Origin of the sequence: Devosia sp. (assembly GCF_036563435.1) — a bacterium.
GTDB lineage: Bacteria > Pseudomonadota > Alphaproteobacteria > Rhizobiales > Devosiaceae > Devosia.
Genome location: NZ_DATCMJ010000015.1, coordinates 153636 through 180365, shown reverse-complemented (window position 1 = coordinate 180365; position 26730 = coordinate 153636). Strand labels below are relative to the sequence as shown.

The following is a 26730-nucleotide window of genomic DNA, read 5'->3' as shown; positions in this document are numbered from 1 at the left end:
ACTATATCAACTCGTTTGGTTGCAAACGCGGTATGCGTCGCCGTTCCCTCTCAGGCTCATTCCGCGCTGAGAGGGTAGTTGCGAGAGTGTCGATCAATGATGCGGATGATCAACTGCCGACTCCGCGCCATGAGATCGGTCGTGGGTGAGAACCGAGCCTGATCCAGTGCTGGCCGTGCGGCTGCCTTGCGTCAGACCCGCAGCCCGGCAAGCATTGCGCTGATCACCCGGTCCTTTTGAGCGTCCGTGGCTCCCGCGAGACCTTGAATATGCAGGCCCTGGTCCAGTGCCTGCAGCATCTTGCCCAGTCCCGACACATTGCTTCCAGGCGTGATCTGGCCGCGCGCAAGTGCACCGGCCAGGTTGCCGATATAGAGCGCCTCGATCTCCTCGCCGGCCGCCATGGCCTTGGCATAAGCGGCCTCTGGCACGGTGTCGCGCTGGGTCAGCGTGTTGATCATGAAGCAGCCGTAATACTGGCTGCCATATTGAAGCGCACGCAGCACCGCTTCGATGTTCTCCAGCCCCAGCGGCTGCCTCGTCAGGACGGCACGGTACTCGCTCAGAAGCTGCCCTAGGAACTTGTCGAGCGCCGCTTCATAGAGCCCGGCCTTGCCGCCGAATTCCTTGTACAGGCTGAAACGGTTGAGCCCGGTATGTGCCACCAGCGCCGCGAGATGCGCACCGTCATAGCCGAGGCGCCAGAACAGCTCCATTGACCTGTCCAGCACCGTCTCGCGATCATAACCCCGCGGCCTCGCCATTACAGATCGTTCGTTCTAGAATGCACTACGCCACCGCTTTGGCTGGTTACCCACCTCTCGTTCTGAAACAGGAGCACACCAATGTCCAGTTCCTTGTCTCCTGACCTGCCGCTAAGGCTTGTGGCTCTCGCAAGCCGAGAGTGGAGCCGCGTCACGATCGGCAAATCCCAGGCTGCCGTCTGGCGCCTCGAAGCGCCAGGAGAAACTTTGTTTCTGAAGTCAGCCCCACGCCACTGTGCCAACCCCCTTGATATTGAGGTCGACCGGCTCGCCTGGCTGGCGACAACAGGGCTGCCCTGCCCCGCAGTGCTGGATTTCGTCGAAGGGGAAGATACCGAGTGGCTATTGATGAGCGCCGTGGCTGGGGCTGATCTCACCACAATGGTGGAACGCCCGGAGGCGCTCTGTGCCATCATGGCCGACGCCTTGCGGCGGCTCCATCAGGTGGACCTGGCAACCTGCCCGTTCGATCACCGGCTGGATCGCAAGCTCGGGATGGCAGAAAGAAACTTCGTCGCCGGATGGGTGGACGAAAGTGACTTCGATGATGAGCACCAGGGTTGGTCAGCCGGCCAGGTCCTCGACTGGGTCAAACGCAACCGTCCTGACGAGGCGCACCTGGTTGTCGCACATGGCGATGCCTGTCTGCCCAACATAATGGCGCTTGATGGGGCGGTTTCCGGCTTCGTCGACTGTGGACGGCTTGGCATAGCCGATCCGTGGCAGGATCTCGCCCTGGCCTGCCGCAGCATCGCCTCCAACTGCGGCAAGCAGTATGTGCAGCACTTCCTGGCTAGGTACGGCGCCGAGTGGAGCGCCGATCGCAACCGCTACTATGCTACGATGGACAACCTGTTTTGATCCAATTCGGGACGTTCCGCTGGTATGCACCCCGCGGAACGACCCACAAGATGTAGCTGTGGAAAGCGTCGCGAAAAAGTCCGCTTGACACGAGTCGCAGGCACCCGCGCCCACGCCAAAGAGTCAGCCGCCGCGCCGGTTTGCAGCCGATTCATCTCGCTCGATCTCAGCGGCGGCAATGCTATTTACCCATTGTTAACGTTTGAAGACGCTTGCCGCTTATCCCCAATATCCCCATATGAAATACTAGATTTTGCGTCCTTTGTGACATTCCGCACCAGCGATGGTGTGCCTTGACGCGGTCGTGATCAAAAAAGTTGGATTCGACTCTGCGCCGTTTCGGGCTTTGAGTAGGCGCAACAGAACCGCCGAGTCTCCCCTCGCTGGTTCGACCATCATACAGAATGAGCTCTCGCATGCGCATCGAACGCCGCTTCACGTCTGCCGATCAGGACCGCTACGCATCCATCGAATTCCGCTCGGCCACGAGCGAGATCCGCAATCCCGACGGTTCGGTGGTCTTCAAGCTCGAAGACATCGCCATTCCCGCGACCTGGTCGCAGGTGGCGGCTGACATCATCGCGCAGAAATATTTCCGCAAGGCCGGCGTCGCCAAGGCGCTCAAGAAGGTCGAGGAGAACAACGTCCCCTCCTGGCTGTGGCGCTCCGTCCCCGACGAGGCTGCGCTCGCCAAGCTCCCTGAAGCCGAACGCTTCGGCTCGGAAATGGACTCCCGGCAGGTGTTTGATCGCCTGGCCGGCACCTGGACCTATTGGGGCTGGAAGGGCGGCTATTTCGACAGCGAGGAAGACGCCCTCGCCTTCCGCGACGAACTGGCCTTCATGCTCGCCACCCAGCGCGTGGCGCCCAACTCGCCGCAATGGTTCAACACCGGCCTTCACTGGGCCTATGGTATCGACGGCCCCGGCCAGGGCCATTTCTATGTCGACCCCTTCACCCACAAGCTCGTCTCCTCCAAGAGCTCCTACGAGCACCCGCAGCCCCATGCCTGCTTCATCCAGTCCGTCGCCGACGATCTGGTCAATGAGAACGGCATCATGGACCTCTGGGTCCGTGAGGCGCGCCTGTTCAAATATGGTTCGGGCACCGGCACCAACTTCTCGGCCCTGCGCGGCGCGGGCGAAAAGCTCTCGGGCGGCGGCAAGTCGTCCGGCCTGATGAGCTTCCTCAAGATCGGCGATCGCGCTGCCGGCGCCATCAAGTCGGGCGGCACCACCCGCCGCGCCGCCAAGATGGTCGTGCTCGATATCGATCACCCCGATGTGGAAGAATACGTCAACTGGAAGGTCAAGGAGGAGCAGAAGGTCGCCGCCCTCGTGACCGGCTCCAAGACCGTTAGCAAGCACCTCAAGGCCATCATGAAGGCCGCGGTGAACTGCGAAGGCTCGGGCGACGACTGCTTCGATGTCAGCAAGAACCCCGCCCTCAAGCGCGAAGTGCGCGCCGCCAAGAAGGCCCTGGTGCCGGAAAACTACATCTTCCGCGTCATCCAGTTCGCACGCCAAGGCTATACCGACATCGAATTCCCGGTCTACGACACCGACTGGGATTCGGAAGCCTACCTCACCGTCTCGGGCCAGAATTCCAACAATTCCGTTCGCGTCACCGACGACTTCCTCCGCGCCGTGGAGAATGACGGCGACTGGCAGCTGAAGGCCCGCCAGACGGGCAAGGTCACCAAGACCCTCAAGGCCCGCGACCTCTGGGAACAGGTCGGCTACGCCGCCTGGGCCTCGGCCGATCCGGGCATCCAGTACCACACCACCATCAACGAGTGGCACACATCGCCTGAAGCGGGTCCGATCAACGCATCGAACCCCTGCTCGGAATACATGTTCCTCGATGACACGGCGTGCAACCTCGCCTCGGTGAACCTCCTGCCCTACCGCAACCAGGACGGCACCTTCAACACTGCCGCCTACGAGCACACCGTCCGCCTCTGGACGATCGTGCTCGAGATCTCGGTGATGATGGCCCAGTTCCCCTCGCGCGCCATTGCCGAACGCTCGTTCGAATACCGCACGCTGGGCATCGGCTACGCCAATATCGGCGGCTTCCTGATGACCTCAGGCATCCCCTATGATAGCGCCGAAGGCCGCGCCATTGCCGGCGCCGTCACTGCCATCATGACCGGCGTCAGCTACGCCACCTCGGCCGAAATGGCCAAGGAGCTCGGGCCCTTCAAGGACTACAAGCGCAACGCAAAGCACATGCTGCGCGTCATCCGCAATCATCGCAATGCCGCCCACGGCAATGCCACCGGTTACGAAGGCCTCTCCATCACCCCGGTGCCGCTCGACCACGCCTCGCTGATCGACGCCGAGCTCAGCGCCCGCGCCAAGCTCGCCTGGGACAATGCCCTGGCGCTGGGCGAAAAGCACGGCTTCCGTAACGCCCAGGTTTCGGTTATCGCCCCCACCGGCACCATCGGCCTGGTGATGGATTGCGACACCACCGGCATCGAGCCCGACTTTGCCCTGGTCAAGTTCAAGAAGCTCGCCGGCGGCGGCTACTTCAAGATCATCAACCGCGCCGTGCCCCCGGCCCTGCGTACCCTCGGCTACTCGGAATCGGAGATCGCCGAGATGGAGGCCTATGCGGTCGGCCACGGCAATCTCAACCAGGCGCCCGGCGTCAATCCCTCGACCCTCAAGGCCAAGGGCTTCACCGAAGACAAGATCGAGGCCCTCAACAAGGCCCTCGGCTCCGCCTTCGATATCAAGTTCGTCTTCAATCAGTGGACCCTGGGCGTCGATTTCCTGAAGTCCCTCGGCGTCACCGACGAGCAGATGAACGACTTCTCCTTCGAGCTGCTGCCCTTCCTCGGTTTCTCGAAGAAGGACATCGAAGCCGCCAATCTCCACGTCGTGGGTGCCATGACGCTGGAAGGCGCCCCGCACCTCAAGGACGAGCACCTGCCCGTCTTCGATTGCGCCACCCCCTGCGGCAAGATCGGCAAGCGCTACCTCTCGGTTGAATCGCATATCCTGATGATGGCGGCTGCCCAGCCCTTCATCTCGGGCGCGATCTCCAAGACCATCAACATGCCCAACGACGCCACCGTCGAGGAGGCCAAGGAAGCCTATATGTTGAGCTGGCGCCTGGCGCTCAAGGCCAACGCCCTATACCGCGATGGCTCCAAGCTCTCCCAGCCGCTCAACTCCTCGGTGCTGGCTGCCGCCGATGACGAGGACGACGAGGACCAGGTCGAAGAGCTGATGGCGCAAAACGCCGCTGCCCGCGTCCCGGCCATTGCCGAAAAGATCGTCGAGCGCATCATCGAGCGCGAAGTGGAAGTCCGCTCACGCGAAAAGATGCCCGATCGCCGCAAGGGTTATACCCAGAAGGCCGTCGTGGGCGGTCACAAGGTCTATGTCCGCACCGGCGAATATGACGACGGCCGGCTGGGCGAAATCTTCATCGACATGCACAAGGAAGGCGCCGCCTTCCGCGCCATGATGAACAACTTCGCCATCGCCATTTCGCTGGGTCTCCAGTATGGCGTACCGCTGGACGAATATGTGGAGGCCTTCACCTTCACCCGCTTCGAGCCCGCCGGCATGGTCATGGGCAATGACCGGATCAAGAACGCCACGTCCATCCTCGACTACGTGTTCCGCGAACTGGCCGTCTCCTATCTCGACCGCAACGACCTGGCCCATGTGAACCCGGATTCCCCCACCTCCCTCTCGGGTGGCGTTTCCGAAGAGCAGAAGGCTCGCCCCGCTGCCCCCGCCCCGGTCCCGGCCGAGCGTTTCGTCTCCCGCGGCATGACCCGCGGCAAGACGGCCAACGCCTCGCTGATGCTGGTCCCAACCGCCGAGGCTGCCCGCTACGCCCCCACGGCCGCGAGCACCTCCACCGTCACCGCCATGCGCTCCGCCACGGCTCTTAAGATCGACCCGTCGCCAACAGCCCTCAACACCGCCGAACTCGACCCGATCCCCGCCCCGCCCCCCTCCAAGGACGCAGGGATCCTCCGCGCCGAAGCCCAGATGAAGGGCTATACCGGCGACCAGTGCACCGAATGCAACAACTTCACCATGGTCCGCAACGGCACCTGCCTGAAGTGCGATACGTGCGGGACGACGACTGGGTGTAGCTGAGGCTAATGATTGGTATGTGATCGCCCCATAAGGATGGTCAAAAGTCCGGTTTGTGCGCACTCAACGTCGCCCACAGTTCGCCTCAACAAATAGGTGAACAAAAAAGGCCCCGGGAAACCGGGGCTTTTTCATCATACCACCAGATACAGTTGTTTCTGGAGCACTCGCAGCCTCGGCGTCCTCTTCGCGCCCCATTGCGGCCGTTTGTGCCAGCTGCGGTCATGCCCAGAAGCAGACTCGGTATCTCCGGCAGCAATTGGACGGGTTCCGATGGTTAGGTGCTTTCTGCCGGCCCCTGAAGGCCCGGCGGTGGTACTGCATCCTTGTCCGGATCGCGGCCTTGGCTGCGGTCAAGCCATCGCATGACGGGGGTGACGGTGAGTCCGTGCATTACGATCGATAACGACCACAAGCGATAGAGTGGTCCATAGACGGTCAGCATATTCGAATTGTCCGTGGTTTAGGCCGTACGCAAGATAGTAGAACGGGCCAAGGGTCGGCCAAGCGCCCCTATCTGGTTGTTCGCCGCCTTTCTGATCATTCTCGAAAGCTGCCGTTCGCCAAAAGGGGAGGTGCTCGAGCGGCTACGGCGTTCCCGCGGGAGGCAGTTCTGGACCATGTCGATGATGTGCTGTGTAATTAGCAAATGACCGAGATGCTGAAAGGCACTGTGGCCAGACGCTGATCAGATCAAGCAGACATCCGCGCTGCCGAGACATCACGCACAGGGGGCATGCCGAACATGCGGCGGTACTCGCGCGTGAACTGCGGCACGCTTTCGTAGCCGACATCATAGGCTGCAGTGCTTGCTGAGGCGCCCTCTGCGAACATGCGCCGGCGCGCCTCGATCAAGCGCAGCTGCTTTTGAAACTGCAGCGGCGACAGCGAGGTCACCCGGCGGAAATGCTGATGAAAGGAGGAGACGCTCATGCCTGCCACGGCGGCGAGCTTCTCGACCGGCAGCGGCTGGTCAAAGTCCGCGCGAAGCAATGCAACAGCCTTGGCGATACGCTGGATGTTGCTGTCGGACCAGCCGAGGCGCCGAATGGCGGAGCCATGGCGGCCTGCCAAAAGCCAATAGTGCATCTCGCGCAGAAGCTGTTTGTGCAGCACCGGTATTGACGCCGGTCGTTCAAGCAAGTGCAGCAAGCGCTGCGCCGCATCAGCGACTTCAGTATCGGTCGGCTCGGTACGGACCGGCGCGGCATCGGCCACGCGAGTCAGCTTCATCTCAACACTAAGCTCAGTCAGAAGCGCCTGATCAAGGTCGAGTACCAGTGAGAAATAGGGTCGGCCCACACTGGCTTCAGTGATCTGGCTGACGGTCGGAACGTCAGCGGTGATGACGAGAGAATCTCCGGCTCCAAAATCGAAGACGTCGCTGCCCGCAGTGACGCGCTTCTGTCCCTGCACCACCAGCGCTACGAGCGGCTTTGAGATCGCATATTGCAATGCACTTGGCCGGCTGGCGCGGATCAGGGTTAAGCCGGGAACGGGCGTCACGGCAACACCATCCGGATCGGCATGGGCATTGGCGTAGCGCGCGACGGCGTCGAGCAAAGCCTGTGTCACGGTGGCACTTCCCTCTTGGAACGTGCCTCCACCCTAAGACGGACCCCATCGCGCGTAAAGCCATGTCGGAGGATTAGGCAAGGATCGGCTAGCTTCCGGCAAAACGTTCTGCTCGGGTTGGGCAAGTATCTCCTCATCGAAACCGGCACTGCTGTGGCAGCGCCAGAACAGGAGGACACGATGGCCCGACTTACAAAAAAGCGCGTGCTGATGCTGGCCAGTAACGGCTTTGCCGAATTGTTCGAGCCGCGTCAGGCGCTGATCGATGCCGGAGCGCGCGTTACCATCGCCTCAGTGGATGTCGAACCCATTGAGGGCGTCGCCGGAACACAGCTGGGTGGCATGATCCGCCAGTCGATCAAGCCGGACGCCCGCTTTCAGGACGTCGATCCCGCCGAGTTCGAGGCGCTGGTCCTGCCAGGCGGCGTGATCAATCCGGACCGGTTGCGCATCAATCGCCAGGCTATGGGCATTGTCGAGGCTTTTGCCGATCAGAACAAGCTGATCGCCGCCATCTGCCACGCGCCTTCATTGCTGATCCAGGCGGACCTGGTGCGCGGCAGGCGCGTAACCGGATGGCTGTCGCTGCGGACCGACCTACGCAATGCCGGCGCCTTGGTGGTGGACGAGCCCGTGGTGCGCGACGGCAATTTGCTGACAAGCCGCATGCCAGATGACCTACCGCGCTTTTGCACCGCCCTGGTCGAGGCCCTGTCCGCCTGACCGCTTTTGCCTGATCAGACAAGACGCACGGACGATCGGGCAAAACCTTTCCCTACTGAACCCATACTCTCATTTCATCAAGCCAAGGAGACTTCCATGTCCAAAATCGCACTCGTCACAGGTTCCAGCCGGGGCCTCGGTCGCAACACTGCTCTGTCAATCGCCCGTCGCGGCGGGGATGTCATCGTCACCTACCGTTCCGGTGCCGACGAGGCGGACAAAGTTGTAAGGGAGATCCAAGCCCTGGGTCGCAAGGCTGTTGCCGTCCAGCTGGATGTCGCCGATGTTTCAAGTTTCCCGGGTTTCGTCGCCGAGCTCAGAGCAGCGCTAAGCAGGACCTGGGGCCGCGACACGTTCGACCATCTCATCAACAATGCCGGACATGGTGACATGGGCATGCTCGCTGAGACCACTGAAGCCCAGTTCGACGCCTTGGTCGACGTTCACTTCAAGGGCGTCTTCTTCCTCACCCAGGCACTGTTGCCCGTGCTTGCCGATGGTGGCCGCATCGTCAATATCTCGACGGGACTGACCCGCGTCTCCTATCCGGGCTTCTCGGCCTATTCCGCAGTCAAGGGCGCCATCGAGATCCTCACCATCTACATGGCCAAGGAACTGGCAGCCCGCGGGATCACCGCCAACGTTGTGGCACCGGGAGCTATCGAGACCGACTTCCTGGGGGGCGCGGTCCGTGACACGCCTGATCTCAACACAGCTTTCGCCGGGATGATTGCTCTAGGGCGGGTGGGCGTGCCCGATGACATCGGTCCGATGATCGCCAGCCTACTGAGTGAAGACAATCGCTGGATCACCGGTGAGCGCATCGAGGTTTCAGGCGGTCAGGTCATCTAAAGTGCGCAGGGGAGCTCACGCTCCCCTGCTACCTCATGGCAGATTCATGGTCGCAGCGCGCTATTCCGGCCGGTGCTGGAGATGTAACCATAGGCCAGTAGCTGGTTTACCGTGAGACGCCCGCGCGCCTCGATAGGCATATTAAGACGCGAGTTCGTCGGAGCAATTTGGCAGCCGTATACACTATGCGGCCTCTGACGCTCCTTTGCGGTTCTGCACGATCATGGCGACGTCAGACGAATGTCTGGTACCCCATTCGCACATCGGGGCGAGAACCATTGCCAGGCTCCGGCCAAACTCCGTCAGCTCGTATTCGACATGCGGCGGCACCGTCTGGAAGTCGATGCGACGAACGACCCCATCGTCGGTGAGTTCTTTGAGATGCTGGATCAGCATCTTTTCGGTCACACCCGTGACCAACCTTCGAAGCTGCCCCGTGCGTCTGGGGTTTTCAGTCAGATGGTAAACGATCAGCGGCTTCCACTTGCCGCCAAGGATTGCAAGAACCGCTTCCAAACCGCAATGAAATTCCCTGCTGGTCAAGTTGATCTCCCAATTCTGACACTTACAAAATAGTCGGTACTAGTTCGAATGTGCGCACTGTCCTACTTGGATCAAGCGGCGTTGTCGACGCGCAAATCGTCCCCAGGAGATCACCGTGACCAAAATACTTGTAACTGGAGCAACCGGTAATATCGGCCGGAAGACCCTGCAGCATTTGATGAAGCGGATGCCTGCAACCGACCTGGTCGGCTTGGCCCGCGATCCTGCCAAGGCTGCGGACCTTGCAGCCGCAGGAATTGATATCCGCCAAGGTGATTACTTCGATCCCGACGGCCTCGTGCGGGCGTTCGAGGGTATCGAGAAGCTGATGCTTGTATCCGCGACCGCATTCACTGACCGCAACACTCAGCACCAAAACGCCATTAGCGCGGCTCGGCAGGCGGGTATCAAATACATCGTCTATATGCCGATCATCCACGAAGCAGCATCTGCCTTCGCCTTGCCTGATATCACCGACCAGGACCTCTTCGTTGAGGAACAACTGAAGGCCTCCGGCCTCGCCTACACGCTTGTCGGTCATCCACCCTTTATCGAGAGCATCCCGTTCTTTATCGGCAGCAACCCCCTGGAGATAGGAGTTCGCGCCCCGGCTGGTAGTGGCAAAGCAGGGTTCGCCAGCCGTGACGATCTGGCGGAAGCGCATGCAGTCGTGCTGAGCGAATGGGGTCACGAGTACAAGACTTACACGCTCTATGGTGATCCAGCTGTGTCGTTCTCGGATATCGCCGACATCCTCTCCGATGTCAGCGGCAAAAAGGTGCCCTACGTCGCCGGCACCGATGAGGACTACATCGCCCACCTCATGGCGTCCGGTTTGCCCGAACCCGCCGCACGCTTCGCATTGGGGTGGATGCAGGGCGTAAATTCTGGAGCATGGGACGGCCAGGCGGGCGATCTAGAGAAACTCCTCGGCCGCACGCCGATGACGGCGGCTGAGTTCCTACGCACCACCTATGCCAAGCGCGCAAGATGAGACGCTGGCAAACCGCCTCCACGGCAGGCTGCCGTGGAGGAGAAGGGCATCGTTGGCCTTAAGGCACCGCCGCTACGCGCCCCATTCCAGCCGTTGAACAGCGTGAACGATATTCCGAAAGCTGCCGCTTGATGTAATCGCAGCAAAAGCGGGGGTGGATGCACCCCCGCTTGCAAATTACGTGCGCTTGAATGCACCGTTTTCCCAGCCCTCGAACTTGCCGGTGAAGAAGTCGACGTCCGAAAATCCCAGGATGCTGAGCACGGTATAGCTGTGCGAAAGCTGCTGGCCGCCGCGGGTGAAGAGCACCACGCGTTTGTCCGGCGTCACCCCCGCATCGGCATAGAGCTTCTGCAGGTCCTCGACGGGCAGGAGGACGCGATCGGCATCAAGCGTCTGGTCCCAGAACAGGCTGACCGAGCCCGGAATATGGCCCGCTGCGTAGTCGGAGGGCGAGCGCACGTCGAGCACCACGACGTTGGGGTCGCTCGCCAAGGCCTTCACCGCCGCTTCGTCAAGGAATTGCGGCCCGGTTGTGCGCGCGGTCGGGGTGCCATCGAAGGTGTAGTTGGCGAGGGCCAGCTGCTGGCCCGAACGCGGGTCGCGGCTCCACTCGTCCCAGCTCGCATCATAGAGCACGACGTTGTCGTAGCCCAGATTCCGCAGCGCCAGGTAGTTGTTGGCGGCGGCAACGCCGCTGCCGCAATAGGAAACCACCTCCCGGTCGGGGCTGACACCAGCCGTGTTGAGGAGCTCTAGGAGCAGTGGTTCGGATTGCAGCGTCGCCGCTGGCGTAAGGAGGCTCGATGCCGGCAGCGTCTGGGCGCCGGGAATGTGACCATCGGCATAGGCATCCCCGTTCCGGCCATCGATGATCACGGCACCGGGGTCGCCAACCTTGCCGGCGACATAGTCCTTGGAGACGCGGATATCGTTCTTGCGCTCGAGCGAAAAGGTGGTGGCGGCCACTTCGACCGGCTCGGTGCTGAGCTCGCCCTGCCAGGCGCCGACACCGCCATCGAGCACATGGACCTTGTCAAAACCGGCATAAACGAAGGCGACATAGGCGCGGCCCGGCAGAGCCGTGGTGTCATAGATCAGGATGGTGTCGTCGTAGCTCAGCCCCGCCTTGCCCAGCAGCTCCTCGAAGGTCGCGTCGCTGGCGAATTCATTGCGGATGCCATCGGCTTCCGAGACGTTGAGCGACTGCCAGGGCAGGTTGATGGCGCCCGCAACATGACCTTGCGCATAGGCGGCAGGGGAGCGCACGTCGATCAGCTTGGCGCCTTGCTTGATGAGGCGCTCGAACTCGGCCTGGCCGGTGATGATCCCGGTCGATTGCGTCTGAGCCTGTGCCGGCGCGGTTGCAACGCCAAGGGCCAGCGGGGCCGCGCCGAGGGCAAGCGCGTGGAGCGACAGGGCGGCAAAGAGCGGGGTGAGAACGGACGAATTCTTGCGCTGGAGCATGGGGGCAATCCTTTCCGATTGATCGACCCGCCGATTGTCTACTTAGCTGATAGAGATTGGCAACGAACCGGTTTGCGTTGTTGCCGCTTGAGGCGACAGGATTTTTTGCCGCCCGGCCGGCGCTTGAAAAGATCAGAAGCTGGGCCGCGGCTCCCAGCCGGTCAGCGCCAGCTCCCAGTCGGGGAACCAGGTGAGCAGCAGAATCTGAATCTGCCGGTCCCAGCCGAGGAAGATCGCCAGGCCGGTCAGCACCAGGAGCGCGCCAAGCACCTGCTGAATGCGACCGGCATTGGCCTGGAACCAGCCGAGCCGTCGTGTGATCTGCCGGCCGCCCAGCATGATCGCCGCCATAGGCAGCGCCGTTCCCAACGAAAAGGCGAGCGTGATGGCAAGCGCACCGGCATCCACCTGCTGGTTAAGCGCCAGGGTGATGACGGATGCCATGATCAGGCCGACGCAGGGGCTCCAGGCGAGGCCCAGGCCGGCACCGATGACGAGGCCGCCGCCGAAGCCCGAGCCGTTCTGCGGCACCGCTGTGCGACTGGCGATCACCCCGGCGAAGCGCTCGAAGCCCTGATGCAGAAACGGGATGGCAAGCACGAGGCCCAGAACAATCAGCACCGCTCCGGCAAGGATGCGGTTGAGGTCCGGCGGCACGCCGAGCGACCGCACCAGATAGCTCAAGGCCAGGGTCGCCGCAGTAAAGGCGCCGACGAAACCGACGATCAGCCCGATGGGCCGGGCCCGGCCTTCCTGCGCGCCTGAGCTCAGGATGATGGGCAGCAAAGGCAGCACGCAGGGCGAGAGGACGGTGATCACGCCGGCAAGAAAGGCAAAGCCGATGGTGAGCAGCATGGACGCCTAACTGGCGCTGTTGGCGTTAAGGCCATCGACGCCGCCCGCATTCCAGGACTTGACCGATTTGCCCTCGGCGTCGAGCAGCACGAAGGTGTCCTGATAGGTGACGCCGAATTTGCTCTTGAGCGCGGTTTCCTTGTCGTAGTCGGCAATGACCACGGTGAGGTCCGGGTTCACCTCGGCCCAGCGGGCGTTGAGTTCGGCAATGGTAGCGCGGCAATTGGGGCACCAGGCGGCATAGAAGAACACCACCGTCGTTCCTTGTGCCGCAAGCGCGTTGAGCGAAGGCTCGCCCTCGAAGCTCACGACGGTGGCGCGGGGCGACTCCCCTTGGGTTTGTGGTGCGGCATCCTGCGCCATGGCCTGCACGGGCGCGAGAACAAGGAGGCCGGCAAGAAGAAGACGTTGGGCAATCAGCATGGTTTTTCGCAAGGCTCGAACAAGGACCTCGACACTAGCGCGCCTTGCCTTTAGCTGCCCAGCGCGGGGAAGAAACAATCCTTCGAAGGAATGTCTACTCACTAGATAGATATTTCCCTGGGGAGGAGCGCTTTGGAACCCCTTGAGCCGCCTTTGCCGTCAAGCCATGCGATATTGAGGCAAGCTCATACTGCCTCAAGGATTTTCTCCGATGCACTTCAAACTTGCCGGTGCCGCGCTCGCCACTGCCCTTCTGATGACCGGGGCCGCCCATGCCGAGCGCCTGACCGATCAGCCGCTGGTCGATGCGGCCTGGCTGAACCAGCACCTGGGCAAGGAAAGCCTCGTTCTGCTCGACATCCGCGACGCCACCGAAGCGGGCGATCTTTATGCTGCCGGCCACGTGCCCGGCGCCGTTGCCGCTCCCTATGCCGCTTCGGGCTGGCGCGCCAAGGTCGGCGACGTTCCCGGCCTGCTGCCCACCGAGGAAGCCATCGAGGCCCTGGTCTCCGGCCTGGGCGTGAGCAATGACGACCACGTCGTGATTCTCACCGGCGGCCAGAATGCCTCCGATTTCGGCGGCGCCACCCGCGTCTACTGGACCTTCAAGGTCTATGGCCACGACAATGTGTCGATCCTCGATGGCGGCTATGCTGCCTGGGCCAAGAGCAATGGCGAACTGTCCACCGAGGCCGTGACCCCGGTCGCCGCCAGCTTTGATGCCGAGTTCCGGCCCGAGCTGCGCGCCGAAGTTGCCGAGGTCAACGAAGCCATCGAAAACGACGTCAACCTGATCGACGCGCGCTCGGTTGCCCAGTTCATCGGCCAGGAAAAGACCAATACGGTGCAGGCGCTCGGCCACATTCCGTCGGCCATCAACATCAATTTCGACAAGTTCTATGATGCGGAAAAGCCTGGCTTTGCCAGCGCCGACAAGGTGGCCCAGCTTGCCAGTGAAGCCGGCGTGACCGACAGCGAAGGGTTCATCTCCTTCTGCAATACCGGGCACCTGGCCTCGATTGCATGGTTCGGCCTCTCCGAAGTGCAGGGCCTGCCCAATGTGCGGCTCTATGATGGCTCGATGTCCGACTGGACGTCCGATCCGAGCCGTCCGGTTGTCACCAACTGACCGCCATGACATGATTTGAGTTGCTTGCCCGGATGGACCATCCGGGCAAGTTCTTTTTTTCGAGGCTTTCGATGACTGACACCACTGCCGGCCAATTGCGACCGGCGCCCGTTTCCACCGATCGCGGCCCGGTCTGGTTCACCAGCCTTGCGCTGGCCTTCGGCACCCTTGCCATCTGGCAGCTGGTCGACCTGCGCCAGGCCGCCTTGTTCCTCATCGGCAGCCTGATGGGCCTGACGCTTTACCATGCCTCCTTCGGATTTACCGGCGGCTGGCGCCGCATGGTGGTCGAGCGCCGCGGCCATGGCATGCGCGCCCAGATGCTGATGATCGGCGTTGCGGCAGTTGCCTTCATCCCTCTCCTGACGCTTGGCAATCCGTTCGGCCAGCCGCTTGCCGGCGCCACCGCACCCGTCGGTGTTTCGGTGCTGCTGGGCGCCGCGATGTTCGGCCTGGGCATGCAGTTGGGTGGCGGGTGTGGCTCAGGCACGCTCTTTACCGTCGGCGGCGGCAGCTCCCGCATGCTGGTGACACTGGCCTTTTTCATTTTCGGTGCATTGCTGGGCACGGCGCATCTGCCGTTCTGGCTGACACAGCCATCGCTGCCCGCCATCAGCCTCGGCACTACCCTGGGCGTGCCCTTGGCGCTGGTGCTGACGCTTGCCGGGCTTGCCGCCGTGGCGCTGGTGACCGCTTGGGTTGAGCGGCGTGCACATGGATCGCTCGAAACCATCAAGGCGCCGGCCAGCCGGGGCTGGTCTCGCCTTCTGCGCGGACCCTGGCCGCTGGTCGGCGCCGGCCTTGCCCTGGCGGGCCTCAATATCCTTACTCTCCTGGTCGCCGGGCATCCCTGGTCGATCACCTATGGCTTCGGCCTTTGGGGCGCCAAGATCGCCCAGGCGGTCGGCGTTCCCGTCGCGAGCTGGGAATTCTGGACCTGGCCGGCCCAGGCCCAGGCGCTGCAGTCCAGCGTTCTTGAGGATTCCACATCTGTGATGGATTTCGGCCTGATCCTGGGCGCAGCCCTGGCCGCGAGCCTTGCCGGCAAGTTCGCTCCCAAAGCCGCCCTGCCGTTCCTGTCGCTGCTTGCCGCAGCCATTGGGGGCGTGCTGATGGGCTATGGCGCGCGCCTCTCCTTTGGCTGCAATATCGGTGCGCTGTTCTCGGGTATCGCCTCGGGCAGCGTACATGGCTGGCTGTGGTTTGCCGCCGCTTTCGTCGGCAGCCTGGGCGGTATCGCTCTTCGCCCGGTCTTCGGTCTTGATGGGTTCAAGCGCAAATGAGTGCACGCAATACCTTGCTGTTCGGCGCCGCGGCCCTTGTGGCGACCGCAGCTGTCGCTGCCGATCACGTCGCGAGCGGGACACGGGCTCCCGCGCCGGTGGCCGCCGCAAGTGCAGCGGCCGACAATCCATGTGCGGCGGGCAATCCCTGCGCCGCAGGCAACCCTTGTGCAGCCGCCGCTCCGGCTGCCAATCCTTGCGCTGCAGGTAATCCCTGCGCCGCCGGGGCACCACCTGCGGCAGCGAACCCATGCGCCGTTTCTGCACCCGCACCCGTGGTAGCGCCCTGCGCCGCCGCGGCGCCGGTCGCCAATCCGTGCGCTGCCGGTGCGCCCTGTGCCGCGGCCGCACCTGCCGCAGCCAATCCTTGCGCCGCAGGGGCGCCTTGTGCTGCGCTCAACCCCTGCGCAGCAGGAGCGCAATAGGAGGAGGCGTATGAACGAGGATCGTGAACGCGCCGCCCTCGAAGTTGCCTATTGCGAAAGGCTCCTCGCCAAATCGGGCGAGAACGTCCTGCGCGAAACGCTGCGGGATGCGCCGGTCTCGGCCTGGTCGCATTATCCTGCGGGCGACGTGTTCGATCCCGACAGCGGTGGGCAATGGTACTACCACTGTCACCTGCCCGCAGCAGACGACATCGAACACGGCCACTACCACTGCTTCATTCGTCCGGATGGTGCGCAGGGCCCGGTGCACCACCTGGTCGCCATCGGCGTCGATGCGTATGGCAAGCTGCACCGGCTGTTCACCGTCAATCAATGGGTGGTTGGCGATAATTGGCTCGACGCCGAACCCACCATCGCCTTGCTGCCCCGCTTCGACATGGAACTGGCGAAGCCGTCGTATCTGGTCAACCGCTGGCTTACGGCGACCATCCGGCAGTATCAGCCGGAAATCGAGCAATTGATCCGCGAAAGAGACGCTGTTCTGTCGCGCTACGACGAACAAGATGCTGCACGTAATGACCGCACCTTGGAGGTCACGTCATCCTTAGTGATCGACCACTAATCCAAAGCCTCAGGATTGTTCTACTGGTGTGCGCGCAATTTAGACATTCATGCGCTTGATACAAGCTATAGACTAACGCCCGGGACGCGCCCCTTTCCGGACATCCGAAGGCATTGCGAGAAGTCCCTATAGCTGCCCGTCCGCTCACTCCGCATTGTTGATATCTGCTGGGGCGACACCGGACAGTCCTGCATTTTCCGCGCACTGTCGAAGGAAACATAGATGCTGGCGGTTGTCGACGTCGCGACGTTCGCGAAGGACGCCAATTGAATGCCGCTCGCTCAGCTCTCGCATGGTCATCTCATCGCAAGTTTTCTATCAATGCCGAGTGATCCTTGTCGCCTAGGCCATCTGCCACCGCCTTGTTCATCAGCTGCTGCAAGCCTGCAGAATTTGGAAGATAGAGCTCCAGTGACTTTGCTGCTTCCATTGCTAATCCGATATCCTTGCGATGAAGCCGAATTCGGAAGCCCGGATCAAAAGTCTCTGCGATCATCCGCTCGCCATGCACTTCGAGAATGCGCGACGAGGCAAAACCGCCCATCAGAGCCTCGCGAATCTTTGCCGGATCGGCCCCTGCCGCTTTGGCGAGGGTCAACCCCTCCGCCACAGCCTCGATCGTGAGGCCAACAATCACTTGGTTGACGACCTTGGCCGTCTGGCCGTCGCCGACGTTCCCGATCCTCGTTATGTTCTTGCCCATGAGCTGGAAGAGCGGCAGGGCTCGTCCGAAGTCTGCCTCTGCCGCGCCGACCATGATGGTCAGCGAGGCGGCCTTGGCACCCACTTCGCCGCCGGATACAGGAGCATCCACATACCCAGCGCCAAGCTCGGCGATGCGGTTGGCGAAGGTCTTGGTTGCGACCGGCGAAATGGAACTCATGTCGATGACGAGCTTGCCTGCGGAAATGCCTTCCGCAACGCCCTCTTCGCCAAAGAGCACCTTTTCCACATCTGGTGTGTCGGGGACCATCAGGATGACGATGTCAGCCGCCTCCGCCACGGCTCGGGCACTGTCGAGCGGCTTACCGCCGGCTTCGACCAGATGCTGCGAGACATCCTTGACCCGGTGTAGGAAAACTTCGTGCCCGGCAGCGATGAGGTGGCTCGCCATGGGGCGGCCCATGACGCCGAGGCCGATGAAACCGATCTTCATGCCTGCGTTCTCCATGGTTCGAACCAGCCAAGGCCGGCGCTGGTGCCCGCCTTTGGCTTGTACTCGGCGCCGACCCAGCCGGTGTAGCCGGCCTCGTCCAGTACCTTGAAAATATTCACATGGTTGACTTCGCCAGTGCCCGGCTCGTGGCGGCCAGGATTGTCGGCGATCTGCACATGGGCGATGCGCGACTGCAGGCGGAGGAAGGTCGGGATCAGGTCACCCTGCACCACCTGCATGTGGTAGAAATCGTATTGCAGGTAGAGATTGTCGTGCTTCATGGCCGAGGCGATGCGCTCGTAGTGCTCCGTGCTGTTGATCAGGAAACCCGGGATGTCGCGGGTATTGATCGGCTCGACGAGGAGTTTGATGCCGGCATCGGCAAGGCGCGGCGCGGCGTAGCGCAGGTTGTCGATCAGGACCAGTTCGAGAGCCGTCCTGTCGTAGCCTTCGGGCGCAACGCCGGCGAGGCAATTGATCTGCGTGCAGCCGGTCGCCTTCGCGTATTCGATGGCTTTTTCAACGCCTTGACGAAACTCGGCGATCCGGTCCGGGTGGCAGCCGATGCCCCGTTCGCCCGCGGCCCAATTGCCGGCGGGCATGTTGAACAGCGCCTGCGCCAGGCCATGCTGATCGAGCAGGGCCTTGAGCGCTGTGGGTTCCTGGTCATAAGCGCCGACATATTCGACGGCCTTAAAACCATCGGCGGCAGCCGCGGCGAGACGTTCGAGAAAGGGAAGCTCGGGGTAGAGCATTGAAATATTGGCAGAAAAACGCGGCACGGATCAGGCTCCCTTGAGCGGGCCGGGATAGGGAATTTGGTCGCCGCCACGGGCGGCCTTGAGATAGTTGAGCGCGTGGACCTGGCCGACCATTTCCAGCTCCTCGCGATAGACCGGGTCATGCCAGCCTTCGATATCGATCGAGCCAGACCAACCGGCGAGGCGCAACTCGGAAATCACGTCGGTCCAGTTGGTATCGCCAAAACCGGGCGTTCGCATCCAGACGGCCTTCTCCTTGCCGCCATAGCCCTGGGACTTGATGACATCCCAGCGGATGGTCGCGTCCTTGCCGTGCACATGGAAGAACTTGTGCGCCCATTTGCGGATTTGGGGAATGGGATCAATGAGATAGACCATCTGATGGCAGGGCTCCCATTCGAGCCCGAGATTGTTTTCCGGCACCTCGTTGAACATCATTTCCCACGCGTCGGGATTGTGGGCGATGTTCCAGTCGCCGGTTTCCCAATTGCCGCGCATGGAGCAATTCTCGAAGGCGATTTTCACGCCCTTGTCGGTGGCGCGCTTTGAAAGTTCGGACCAGACTTTCTTGAACTGCGGCAGGCTTTCGGGCAGCGCGCGATTGCGGATGCGGCCGGTAAAACCGGCGACGCAGGTGGCGCCAAAGTGGTGGGCATTGTCGATCAACGCTTCCCAGCCGCGCAGCGTCTCGATGTCTTTGGGCTGTTCTTCCAAGGGGTTACCAAACATGCCGAGGGTCGACATGGTGACGTCGCGATCGCCGATGACATCCTTGAGGCGCTTGGCGAGTTCGGGGAGATCCTTGTTCACGGTCTGCCAGAAATAGGGCTCGATGCTTTCAAAGCCGTGCGGCAGGATCTTTTCGAGATAGCCCACCGGATCCGGCTCGTGGCCGCGGATCATCGTGCCGATGCGGATGGCTTTTGGGTCAATGGCCATAAGTATTTCCCTTAAATGATGATTTCGACGCGACGGCCGGAGGTGGAGCTGTCGATGGCTCCGAGGACCATGGCGAGACTTTTGATGTTTTCGCGGCTGACTGTTTCGGGCGAGGGTCCGCCACGGGTGGCCATGAGAAAATCGGTGATGACGCCGAGGTGACCACCGATGCGGTCGGCGGGATCGAGCGCAGGGATTTCAAGGGCTTGTGTGCCCGGAAGCAGCTTTCCGGCGACATGGGGCTGAGCGCGTTCGGCGCGGATGTCGTCGGCGCCGTCCCAGAGGATTGAGCCTTCGGTGCCCGTGATGCGCCAGGTGCTTTCCCAGGACGTGCGCAGACCCGGTGCGGCCCAGGAGCCGCGATAAGTCATTACGGCGCCTTGCGAAAAGCGGAAGCTGGCAAAAGCCGAGGCGTCGCGTTCATACCAGGAGCCGGCCGGGTTCCACTCCTCGGCATAAACTGAAGTAGCCGCGTCATCGATGACGAAGCGGGCGGCGTCGAAGGTGTGGACGGCCATGTCCAAAAGCAGGACGTGGGGCATCTGTTCGCGAAAACCGCCGAAGTGCGGATCGAGGAAGAAGTCGCAATGAACGCCGGTGATATCCCCGATGGCGCCGGAGGCAACAAGACGGCGGATGCGGCGTAGCTGGGCGAGGTAGCGGCGGTTCTGAATGACGACGTGAAGGCGACCGGCCGCATCTGCGCGAGCGACCAAATCGCGAGCTTGATCAAGGGTTTCGGCCATGGGCTTTTCGGAGAGCACATGGGCGCCGGCGGCCAAGGCAGTTGAGACGATGCCATGGCGGACAGCGGGGATGGCGACGTCGAAGACGATCTCAGGAGATAATTTATCCAACATCGATTTGAGATCGGTGCCGATCTCGGGATTGATGTTTTGTTCGGCGGCCCGGGCTTCGGCATTGGCCGGATTGATGTCGACAATGCCGACAATTTCGACGCCGCCGACGGCCTTGATTGCTTCGAGCCACTTGCGGCTCATGGCGCCGGCGCCGGTGAGCACGGCACGCTGATTGGTTGTCATTTGGGTAACATCACGTTGACGTTGAGAGGGCGGAAAAGCGTGTTCGGTGCAACATCCGCTTGTTTCGGGGGTCGGGGTTGGGAACGGCCGAGATGAGGGCGCGGGTATAGTCCTCGTCGGGAGCCGTGCAGATCTTTTCGGCGGGACCGACTTCGACCAGTTTGCCGCGATGCATGACGGCGACGCGATCGCAGAAATAGCGAACGACGGAGATGTCGTGGGAAATAAAGATGAAGGAGAGATCGAGGCGGCTCTGAATTTCCAGCAGCAGGTCTAGGATCTGGCTGCGGATGGAGACATCGAGCGCGGAGGTCGCTTCATCGGCGATGATGACGCGTGGGTCGAGCGCGAGAGCGCGGGCGATGCCGATGCGCTGGCGCTGGCCGCCGGAAAAAGCGTGGGGGTAGCGCTCCATGACGTCGGGCGAGAGACCGACGAGACGGAGGAGTTCGGCGACCTTTTCCTCGATCTGCTTGGCCGAGAGTTTACCTTCGACGACCAGCGGATCGCCGATGATCTGGCGGATGGTCATGCGCGGATTGAGCGAGGCGAAGGGATCCTGGAAAATCAGGCGGACGTCGGCGTGGAATTTTCGGAGGTCGCCCTTGGAGAGTGCGGTGACGTCGATCTCCTTGCCGTCCTTCTGGCGGTAGAGAACCTGGCCGGAGGTTGGCTCGACGGTGCGGAGGATCAGGCGGCCGAGGGTGGTCTTGCCCGAGCCGGACTCGCCGACGACACCGAGATTTTCGCCGGCGTGGAGGACGAGGCTGACATCCTCTACGGCTTTCAAAGCGAACTTCTTGGTGCCCAAAAAGCCTTTAGCGCCGCCATAGACTTTTGTGAGGTTTTTCACTTCGAGGATGGGGCGCGGTGCGACCACCGCTTCGGAGCGGACGTCGGCGGGTTGCTCGAGTTTCAGCGTCGAGGCGAGGAGGCGCTGGGTATAGGCGTGCTGGGGAGCGTGGAAGATTTCGTCCACGGTGCCGGTTTCGACGATGCGGCCGAAGCGCATGACGGCGACATCGTCGGCAACTTCGGCGACGACGCCCATGTCGTGGGTGATGAGCAGCATGGCCATGCCGCGCTCGGTCTGGAGGCGCTTGATGAGGTCGAGGATTTCGGCCTGTGTGGTGACATCGAGCGCCGTGGTCGGTTCGTCGGCAATGAGAATGTCCGGATTGCAGGCGAGCGCCATGGCGATCATGGCGCGTTGGCGCATGCCGCCAGAGAATTCGAAGGTGTAGCGATCGACCATTTCGGCGGGGTTGGGAATTTCGACCTGACCCAGCAGTTCGACGGTGCGGGCGCGGGCGGCGCGCTTGTCGAGCTTGGCGTGGAGGCGCACGACTTCGTCGATCTGGCTACCGATGGTGTGGACCGGCGAGAGCGAGGACATCGGTTCCTGGAAGATCAGGCCGATGCGGGCGCCACGGACGGCGCGGACTTCGGCGCTGTTTGAGGCGAGTTGGGCGAGATCGGTCTCTTGGCCTTCCGTGCGGAGGATGATCCGCCCACCAACCATGACGCCGGGCTTGTCGACGATGCGCATGAGCGAGCGGGCGGTGACGGATTTGCCGGAGCCGCTTTCGCCGACGAGAGCCAAGGTGCGGCCGCGGTGCAGCTCGAAGCTCACATCGCGGACGGCGTGGAGAATGTGGGTGCGGAGGTGAAAATCGAGGGAGAGATTTTCAACGCTGAGGACGGGCTTTTCCATATATTGCTCCTCAGGTCTCGTAGGGGTCGGCGGCATCGCGGAGGCCATCGCCGAAGAAGTTGAAGGACAGGACGGCGATCACGACGGCCAAGCTGGGCCAGATGAGGAGCCAGGGCGCGGTCGAGATGGAGCGGATGTTCTGCGCGTCCTGCAGCAGCACACCCCAGGAGACGACCGGCGCCTTGAGGCCGACGCCGAGGAAGGAGAGCGAAGTTTCGGCGATGATCATCGAGGGGACGGCGAGCGTCGTGACCGCCAGGATGTGGCTCGTCAGCGACGGCAGGATATGGCGGAAGATGACGCGGCGCTCGGAGGAGCCGTCGAGCTTGGCGGCGGTGACAAAGTCCTCGTTGCGGAGCGAGAAGAAGCGGCCGCGCACTTCGCGAGCGAGACCGGTCCAGCCCAGCAGTGAGACGATTATGGTGATGACGAAATAGACGTGGAGCGGTGACCAGGTCAGCGGGATGGCGGCGGCGAGGCCGAGCCAGAGCGGAATGGTGGGCATGGCGCTGACGACTTCGATGACGCGCTGGATGGCCGTGTCGACCCAGCCGCCGAAATAGCCGGAGATGGAACCGAGGACGACGCCGAGCACCAGCGACATGCAAACGCCGATGAGGCCGATCGACATGGAAATGCGGGTGCCATAGATCAGCCGGCTGAGGAGATCGCGACCGAGGCGATCGGCGCCGAGAAGATACATGGTCTGGCTGGGATCGAGCGGACCAATGAGGTGGCGGTTGGTGTCGAAGACACCCCACATTTTGTAAGCCGGGCCTTCGACAAAGAGGCCGACGGGGACGATGACGGTGTCGTCGACGACGAATTTGCGGCGGAGCGCGGCCTTGTCGATCTCGACCTTATAGCCTTTTACGTGGAGCTGGAACTGGCCGTCGGGCGTGAAGAGGCCGATGCTTTGGGGTGGCGCGTAAGTATATTGCGCGCGGCTGGTGTCCGGCAGGCCCGGGGCGAGGAATTCGGCGAAAGCGCCGATCAGGTAGAGAACCAGAATGACGCCACCGCAGAAGAGGGCGACCTTCTGGGCAAGGAACTTGCGCCAGATGAGGGTCCACTGGCCGGCGGCGGCATCGGAGATCGGGTCCATTCCGGGCTTGAGGCCGGAGATGGCGGGACCGTCTTCGGCAAGCTTGGCATCGAGGATGGGCGTAAGGGTCATCGCATCACCTCAATTGTAGCGGATGCGCGGATCGAGCAGCGCGAGCAGGACGTCGGAAATGAGCATGCCTACGAGGGTCAGGACGCTCAGGAGCAGAATGAAACTGCCGGCGAGGTACATGTCCTGCGCGACCAGCGCGCGGAGAAGCAGCGGCCCCGCGGTCGGCAGGTTGAGTACGATGGCGGTGATGGTGACGCCGGAGACGAGCTCGGGCAGCACCCAGCCGATGGCCGAGACGAAGGGATTGAGCGCGATCCGCACCGGGTATTTGACGATGACCTTGTATTCGGGCAGGCCCTTGGCCCGGGCGGTCGTGACATAGGGCTTTGAGAGTTCGTCGGTGAGATTGGCGCGCAGGATCCGGATCATTGCTGCCGTGCCGGACATGCCGATGACGAGGATGGGGATCCAGAGGTGGAGGATCAGGTCCCACACCTTGGCGGGGCTCCAGGGCGCATCGACATATTCGGGCGAGAAGAGACCGCCGACGGACTGGCCGAAAACGCGGAACGAGACGTACATCAACGTCAGGGCCAGGATGAAGTTTGGCACCGCAAGGCCGATGAAGCCAAAGAAGGTGAAGACGTGGTCGCCGACCGAATTGCGGCGCACGGCGGAATAGATGCCGATGGGCAGGGAGACGGCCCAGACGAGGAGCAGCGCCGCGAAGGAAATGGCGAGGGTCGAGCCCATGCGCGACCAGATGACTTCCGAAACCGGCTGGTTCCACTCGAAGGAGAAGCCGAAGTCGCCGCGGGTCAGGATGCCCAGCATCCACTTGCCATACTGGACCCAGATGGGTTGATCCAAGCCATATTGGGACCGCAGGCGCTCGACCGTCGCCGGATCGATCGGGGCGCCGCCATCGGCGAGCGTCGAAAGCAGCGATGTCAGATAATCGCCCGGCGGCAGCTGGATGATGGCGAACGAGATGATCGACATGCCGAACAGGGTCGGGATCATGTAGACCAGCCGCTTCAAGATATAGTTCAGCATTGCCGCTCCTCTTTCGGCTTTGCGGGTGGCACGGCGGGTGAGCGTCGGGCCGGTGGTCTGGTGGGCTTCGGGGCTACGCTACCCTCAATCCCCCTTGTGGGGAGGGATCAGGGATGGGTCGACAAACCACGTTTGCCAAAAGGCGCCCTCACCCGGCCCTTCGGGCCGACCTCTCCCCCAGAGGGAGAGGTAAAACGTCATCACTCCCAGGCGAGATGGACCACCTCCATGGTCTCGATCTCGCTGATGTCGACCGTTACACGTTCGTCACAGATTCGGAACGGCACCGACCGATCGGCAACCAAAAGATTGACGGATCTGACTTTTTTGTCTTGGGGAATTTCCAGCGTGGCGGTCAGCGGGCCGACGGGCCAGGTGTCGCGCAGAGGCCCCTTCATCATCATGGGATTGGTGAGGTTGAGAAGGCACAGCGCCCTGCCCTTTTCGTCTTCGTGCAGGCCCACATCGAAGACGCCGCGGCCTTCAACCGTGACTTCGGGCACCTTGCCCAAGGCCCATTTCACCGCATTGGCGATGAGGCGCCCCTGGTCCTCGGCCATATAGGTCCAGAAGACCTCGCCGATATTCCAGGGGATGTAGACCACGCGGCCACCGGCTGCGGTCACGCGGGCCGAGACGCCGACGCCCTGGGGCGGCAGGCGGGGATAGACTTCTTCCATCGGCAGGTCTGGGAAATCCGGGATTTTGAGGAAGGGTTGGTCCAGCGTGGTCGTCGGTTCGACCCCGACATCTTCGGTGCCGCCGATGATGCGCTGGGCGCTGCCGAAACCGGTGTTTATGGGGTGGTTGCCGTTGATCGAGACGTAGGAATTGCGGACGCCGCTGCGCGGGGGGACGGTCATCTTGACGCCGAAGACGTCGGCGAGGCCGAAGTCGGACCGGGCAGCACCTTTTTCGTCATAGAGCGAAGTCTGGTGGGCGGCGACGACAGAGCCGCCTTCGGCGACGAAATCGCTGATAGCCTGACATTGGGCGTCGGAGAGATAGGTGGCGTTGGCGAGGATGACGAGCTTGTAGCGGCGCAGCTCCTCGAGCGTCATGATCTGGTCGGAGAGGAACTCGAAGGGCAAACGGGCTTCGACTAGGGCGTGGTAAAAACCCATGTCGTTGAGTTCGGCCAGATGCCGCTTGTCGGGGTCCCAATGGCGGAGGGTCGTCGCCGGGTCGATGATGGCGATCTCGGCCTTGGGCAGCATGGAGCCGATGACGGGCTCGACCTGCGCATGGAGATTGAACGCGTTGGCCGTGGGCTGGACCCAGCGGTCATCGGGAATGCAGGCGTTGAACTTGGTGAACCAAGGGAAGAGCCCTTGGGTGATGCCGGCGTGAATCCACTGTTCGATCTCGGGGCCGGTCTGCACCGAGTCCTTCCAGCGCGGGATTTCCTCGGGGCCGATGGAGGTAATGAGCCCCACCGGACGATCGCGAAAAGTGGCGCGGATACGTTTGCCGTTGCGGCCGGCGGACCAGGCGGGCTCGACATTGCGGCGGCCCTGATGGTCGACGAAGAGAATGGGGCAATGCTTCTTGATGACTGAAAGGTCGAATTCCATGAGCGAGGAACCGCTCATATTGGGAATGAAGCTGGCGTGCGGTTTGACCTTTTTGACCTCGGTGTCCCAGTGGGCCACCAGCTTGGTCAGTGTGGTGCGGCGCCATGCAGCCCAGGCCTGCCAGACGGGATCGGAAGCGGTCGTCGTTTTGGGAAGATCGAAGCCGCTGGCGGCCCTAAAATTGTCTTCGCAGGCTTTGCAATAGCAGACGCCGTGGCCTTGCCAGCGATTACCGAAGAGCGCGTCGATGTCGTATTTTTCGGCGATCTCGACGATGACTTTGGTCATGAAGTCGAAATTGTAGCTTGAATAAGCGCAGGTGACGAAAATGCCGGGCATGGCCCAGTGTTCGCGGGGATTGCGATCGACCGTCAGCGAGACCCATTCGGGGTGCGCCTTGGCGGCGTCGGGATGGATGGCGTGCGGATCGACGCGGGCCATGACGTGCATATCGAGTTTGCGGGCTTCGGTGACGAGGGTGCCGAAGGGGTCGGTGTCGCCGATGAATTTCGAGACATAGTGGAGCGGGATTTCGCTTGGATAGTAAGCGATGTAGCCGCCGGCCGAGAGGCAGATGGCGTTGGACTTGGTACGCTTGAACACATCGACCCAGAAGGCGGGGTCATAGCGCTGCGGGTCGTCCTCGACAAATGTGAGCTGGGTCCAGCGCGTGGCGGTCTTGTACCAATCGGGCGTGCGCAGAGTGGACGCAGCTGGGCTGTCTTCGATTTTGAGCATCGGACGATCCGGTCAGAAATGTGGGAATTGG

22 protein-coding genes are annotated in these 26730 nt (G+C 62.2%); 8 read left to right on the top strand and 14 right to left on the bottom strand.

The genetic code is table 11. The features are described from left to right. Positions 1–191: 191 nt before the first annotated feature. On the bottom strand, positions 192–764 hold the full coding sequence (locus VIL88_RS11700) for a TetR/AcrR family transcriptional regulator (RefSeq protein WP_331988982.1): 573 nt from the start codon (positions 762–764) through the stop codon (positions 192–194). A gap of 81 nt (positions 765–845) precedes the next feature. On the opposite strand from VIL88_RS11700, the gene VIL88_RS11695 reads away from it, so the two are divergent. Together VIL88_RS11695 and VIL88_RS11690 are read left to right on the top strand one after the other, a co-directional pair. After that, a complete protein-coding gene (locus VIL88_RS11695) occupies positions 846–1625 on the top strand; it encodes an APH(3') family aminoglycoside O-phosphotransferase (RefSeq protein WP_331988980.1) in 780 nt (259 codons plus the stop codon). 416 nt (positions 1626–2041) lie between these two features. Then, positions 2042–5752: a vitamin B12-dependent ribonucleotide reductase gene (locus tag VIL88_RS11690; RefSeq protein ID WP_331988978.1), complete on the top strand. Its 3711-nt coding sequence runs from the start codon at positions 2042–2044 to the stop codon at positions 5750–5752. A 690-nt stretch (positions 5753–6442) separates the two neighbouring features. On the opposite strand, the gene VIL88_RS11685 is transcribed toward VIL88_RS11690, so the two are convergent. Continuing rightward, positions 6443–7324 (bottom strand): AraC family transcriptional regulator, encoded by an 882-nt coding sequence (locus tag VIL88_RS11685; protein WP_331988976.1) that lies wholly within the window; start codon positions 7322–7324, stop codon positions 6443–6445. Between the two features lie 180 nt (positions 7325–7504). Here VIL88_RS11685 and VIL88_RS11680 point away from each other — a divergent pair, with 180 nt between their 5' ends. Beyond that, positions 7505–8047 (top strand): type 1 glutamine amidotransferase domain-containing protein, encoded by a 543-nt coding sequence (locus tag VIL88_RS11680; RefSeq protein ID WP_331988975.1) that lies wholly within the window; start codon positions 7505–7507, stop codon positions 8045–8047. A gap of 96 nt (positions 8048–8143) precedes the next feature. Beyond that, positions 8144–8899, top strand: coding sequence for an SDR family NAD(P)-dependent oxidoreductase (locus VIL88_RS11675; protein WP_331988973.1), 756 nt, complete (start codon positions 8144–8146; stop codon positions 8897–8899). Between the two features lie 183 nt (positions 8900–9082). On the opposite strand, the gene VIL88_RS11670 is transcribed toward VIL88_RS11675, so the two are convergent. Continuing rightward, positions 9083–9442 carry a helix-turn-helix domain-containing protein gene (locus VIL88_RS11670; protein ID WP_331988971.1) on the bottom strand — a complete coding sequence of 120 codons (360 nt, stop codon included), beginning with the start codon at positions 9440–9442 and terminating at the stop codon, positions 9083–9085. Between the two features lie 115 nt (positions 9443–9557). On the opposite strand from VIL88_RS11670, the gene VIL88_RS11665 reads away from it, so the two are divergent. Then, positions 9558–10436 (top strand): SDR family oxidoreductase, encoded by an 879-nt coding sequence (locus VIL88_RS11665; protein WP_331988969.1) that lies wholly within the window; start codon positions 9558–9560, stop codon positions 10434–10436. A gap of 177 nt (positions 10437–10613) precedes the next feature. Here the strand turns inward: VIL88_RS11665 and VIL88_RS11660 are convergent, their stop codons facing one another. The 3 genes from VIL88_RS11660 to VIL88_RS11650 all read right to left on the bottom strand — a co-directional run bounded on the left by VIL88_RS11660 (position 10614) and on the right by VIL88_RS11650 (position 13181). Beyond that, entirely contained in the window at positions 10614–11903 is a 1290-nt protein-coding gene (locus VIL88_RS11660) for a rhodanese-like domain-containing protein (protein WP_331988967.1), read from the bottom strand. A 132-nt stretch (positions 11904–12035) separates the two neighbouring features. Continuing rightward, positions 12036–12758, bottom strand: a complete 723-nt coding sequence (locus VIL88_RS11655) for a cytochrome c biogenesis CcdA family protein (RefSeq protein ID WP_331988965.1) — start codon at positions 12756–12758, stop codon at positions 12036–12038. A 6-nt stretch (positions 12759–12764) separates the two neighbouring features. Further along, complete coding sequence (locus tag VIL88_RS11650) at positions 12765–13181, bottom strand: thioredoxin family protein (RefSeq protein ID WP_331988963.1); 417 nt, start codon at positions 13179–13181, stop codon at positions 12765–12767. 211 nt (positions 13182–13392) lie between these two features. On the opposite strand from VIL88_RS11650, the gene VIL88_RS11645 reads away from it, so the two are divergent. The 3 genes from VIL88_RS11645 to VIL88_RS11635 all read left to right on the top strand — a co-directional run bounded on the left by VIL88_RS11645 (position 13393) and on the right by VIL88_RS11635 (position 16601). Next, the gene (locus VIL88_RS11645) at positions 13393–14310 is read left to right on the top strand and encodes a sulfurtransferase (RefSeq protein WP_331988961.1); all 918 of its coding nucleotides are present in this window, start codon (positions 13393–13395) and stop codon (positions 14308–14310) included. Positions 14311–14381: 71 nt separating this feature from the next. Continuing rightward, positions 14382–15593 (top strand): YeeE/YedE family protein, encoded by a 1212-nt coding sequence (locus VIL88_RS11640; RefSeq protein WP_331988959.1) that lies wholly within the window; start codon positions 14382–14384, stop codon positions 15591–15593. 435 nt (positions 15594–16028) lie between these two features. Then, positions 16029–16601 (top strand): DUF6969 family protein, encoded by a 573-nt coding sequence (locus tag VIL88_RS11635; RefSeq protein ID WP_331988957.1) that lies wholly within the window; start codon positions 16029–16031, stop codon positions 16599–16601. Between the two features lie 301 nt (positions 16602–16902). On the opposite strand, the gene VIL88_RS11630 is transcribed toward VIL88_RS11635, so the two are convergent. The 8 genes from VIL88_RS11630 to VIL88_RS11595 all read right to left on the bottom strand — a co-directional run bounded on the left by VIL88_RS11630 (position 16903) and on the right by VIL88_RS11595 (position 26699). Further along, complete coding sequence (locus VIL88_RS11630; protein WP_414650134.1) at positions 16903–17772, bottom strand: 2-hydroxy-3-oxopropionate reductase; 870 nt, start codon at positions 17770–17772, stop codon at positions 16903–16905. Further along, positions 17754–18539 (bottom strand): 2-oxo-tetronate isomerase, encoded by a 786-nt coding sequence (gene otnI, locus VIL88_RS11625; RefSeq protein WP_331988953.1) that lies wholly within the window; start codon positions 18537–18539, stop codon positions 17754–17756. The genes VIL88_RS11630 and otnI overlap by 19 nt, the downstream gene beginning before the upstream one ends. Before the next feature lie 3 nt (positions 18540–18542). After that, positions 18543–19457 carry a sugar phosphate isomerase/epimerase gene (locus tag VIL88_RS11620; protein WP_331988951.1) on the bottom strand — a complete coding sequence of 305 codons (915 nt, stop codon included), beginning with the start codon at positions 19455–19457 and terminating at the stop codon, positions 18543–18545. An 11-nt stretch (positions 19458–19468) separates the two neighbouring features. Beyond that, positions 19469–20500, bottom strand: a complete 1032-nt coding sequence (locus VIL88_RS11615) for a Gfo/Idh/MocA family oxidoreductase (protein WP_331988949.1) — start codon at positions 20498–20500, stop codon at positions 19469–19471. Positions 20501–20510: 10 nt separating this feature from the next. After that, positions 20511–22214, bottom strand: coding sequence for an ABC transporter ATP-binding protein (locus VIL88_RS11610; RefSeq protein WP_331988947.1), 1704 nt, complete (start codon positions 22212–22214; stop codon positions 20511–20513). A gap of 10 nt (positions 22215–22224) precedes the next feature. Next, complete coding sequence (locus tag VIL88_RS11605) at positions 22225–23391, bottom strand: ABC transporter permease (RefSeq protein WP_331988945.1); 1167 nt, start codon at positions 23389–23391, stop codon at positions 22225–22227. Positions 23392–23400: 9 nt separating this feature from the next. Beyond that, entirely contained in the window at positions 23401–24387 is a 987-nt protein-coding gene (locus tag VIL88_RS11600; RefSeq protein WP_331988943.1) for an ABC transporter permease, read from the bottom strand. A 200-nt stretch (positions 24388–24587) separates the two neighbouring features. Continuing rightward, a complete protein-coding gene (locus tag VIL88_RS11595; RefSeq protein ID WP_331988941.1) occupies positions 24588–26699 on the bottom strand; it encodes a family 10 glycosylhydrolase in 2112 nt (703 codons plus the stop codon). Between the last annotated feature and the right edge of the window lie 31 nt (positions 26700–26730).

What these genes read in the sequence shown, in the direction of transcription:
- VIL88_RS11610 (WP_331988947.1), bottom strand. Translation starts at nt 22,214, where the DNA reads ATGGAAAAGCCCGTCCTCAGCGTTGAAAATCTCTCCCTCGATTTTCAC.
- VIL88_RS11620 (WP_331988951.1), bottom strand. Translation starts at nt 19,457, where the DNA reads ATGGCCATTGACCCAAAAGCCATCCGCATCGGCACGATGATCCGCGGC.
- VIL88_RS11640 (WP_331988959.1), top strand. Translation starts at nt 14,382, where the DNA reads ATGACTGACACCACTGCCGGCCAATTGCGACCGGCGCCCGTTTCCACC.
- VIL88_RS11680 (WP_331988975.1), top strand. Translation starts at nt 7,505, where the DNA reads ATGGCCCGACTTACAAAAAAGCGCGTGCTGATGCTGGCCAGTAACGGC.
- VIL88_RS11650 (WP_331988963.1), bottom strand. Translation starts at nt 13,181, where the DNA reads ATGCTGATTGCCCAACGTCTTCTTCTTGCCGGCCTCCTTGTTCTCGCG.
- VIL88_RS11635 (WP_331988957.1), top strand. Translation starts at nt 16,029, where the DNA reads ATGAACGAGGATCGTGAACGCGCCGCCCTCGAAGTTGCCTATTGCGAA.
- VIL88_RS11615 (WP_331988949.1), bottom strand. Translation starts at nt 20,500, where the DNA reads ATGACAACCAATCAGCGTGCCGTGCTCACCGGCGCCGGCGCCATGAGC.
- VIL88_RS11630 (WP_414650134.1), bottom strand. Translation starts at nt 17,772, where the DNA reads ATGGAGAACGCAGGCATGAAGATCGGTTTCATCGGCCTCGGCGTCATG.
- VIL88_RS11660 (WP_331988967.1), bottom strand. Translation starts at nt 11,903, where the DNA reads ATGCTCCAGCGCAAGAATTCGTCCGTTCTCACCCCGCTCTTTGCCGCC.
- VIL88_RS11700 (WP_331988982.1), bottom strand. Translation starts at nt 764, where the DNA reads ATGGCGAGGCCGCGGGGTTATGATCGCGAGACGGTGCTGGACAGGTCA.
- VIL88_RS11645 (WP_331988961.1), top strand. Translation starts at nt 13,393, where the DNA reads ATGCACTTCAAACTTGCCGGTGCCGCGCTCGCCACTGCCCTTCTGATG.
- VIL88_RS11605 (WP_331988945.1), bottom strand. Translation starts at nt 23,391, where the DNA reads ATGACCCTTACGCCCATCCTCGATGCCAAGCTTGCCGAAGACGGTCCC.
- VIL88_RS11655 (WP_331988965.1), bottom strand. Translation starts at nt 12,758, where the DNA reads ATGCTGCTCACCATCGGCTTTGCCTTTCTTGCCGGCGTGATCACCGTC.
- VIL88_RS11600 (WP_331988943.1), bottom strand. Translation starts at nt 24,387, where the DNA reads ATGCTGAACTATATCTTGAAGCGGCTGGTCTACATGATCCCGACCCTG.
- VIL88_RS11595 (WP_331988941.1), bottom strand. Translation starts at nt 26,699, where the DNA reads ATGCTCAAAATCGAAGACAGCCCAGCTGCGTCCACTCTGCGCACGCCC.
- VIL88_RS11695 (WP_331988980.1), top strand. Translation starts at nt 846, where the DNA reads ATGTCCAGTTCCTTGTCTCCTGACCTGCCGCTAAGGCTTGTGGCTCTC.
- VIL88_RS11675 (WP_331988973.1), top strand. Translation starts at nt 8,144, where the DNA reads ATGTCCAAAATCGCACTCGTCACAGGTTCCAGCCGGGGCCTCGGTCGC.
- VIL88_RS11690 (WP_331988978.1), top strand. Translation starts at nt 2,042, where the DNA reads ATGCGCATCGAACGCCGCTTCACGTCTGCCGATCAGGACCGCTACGCA.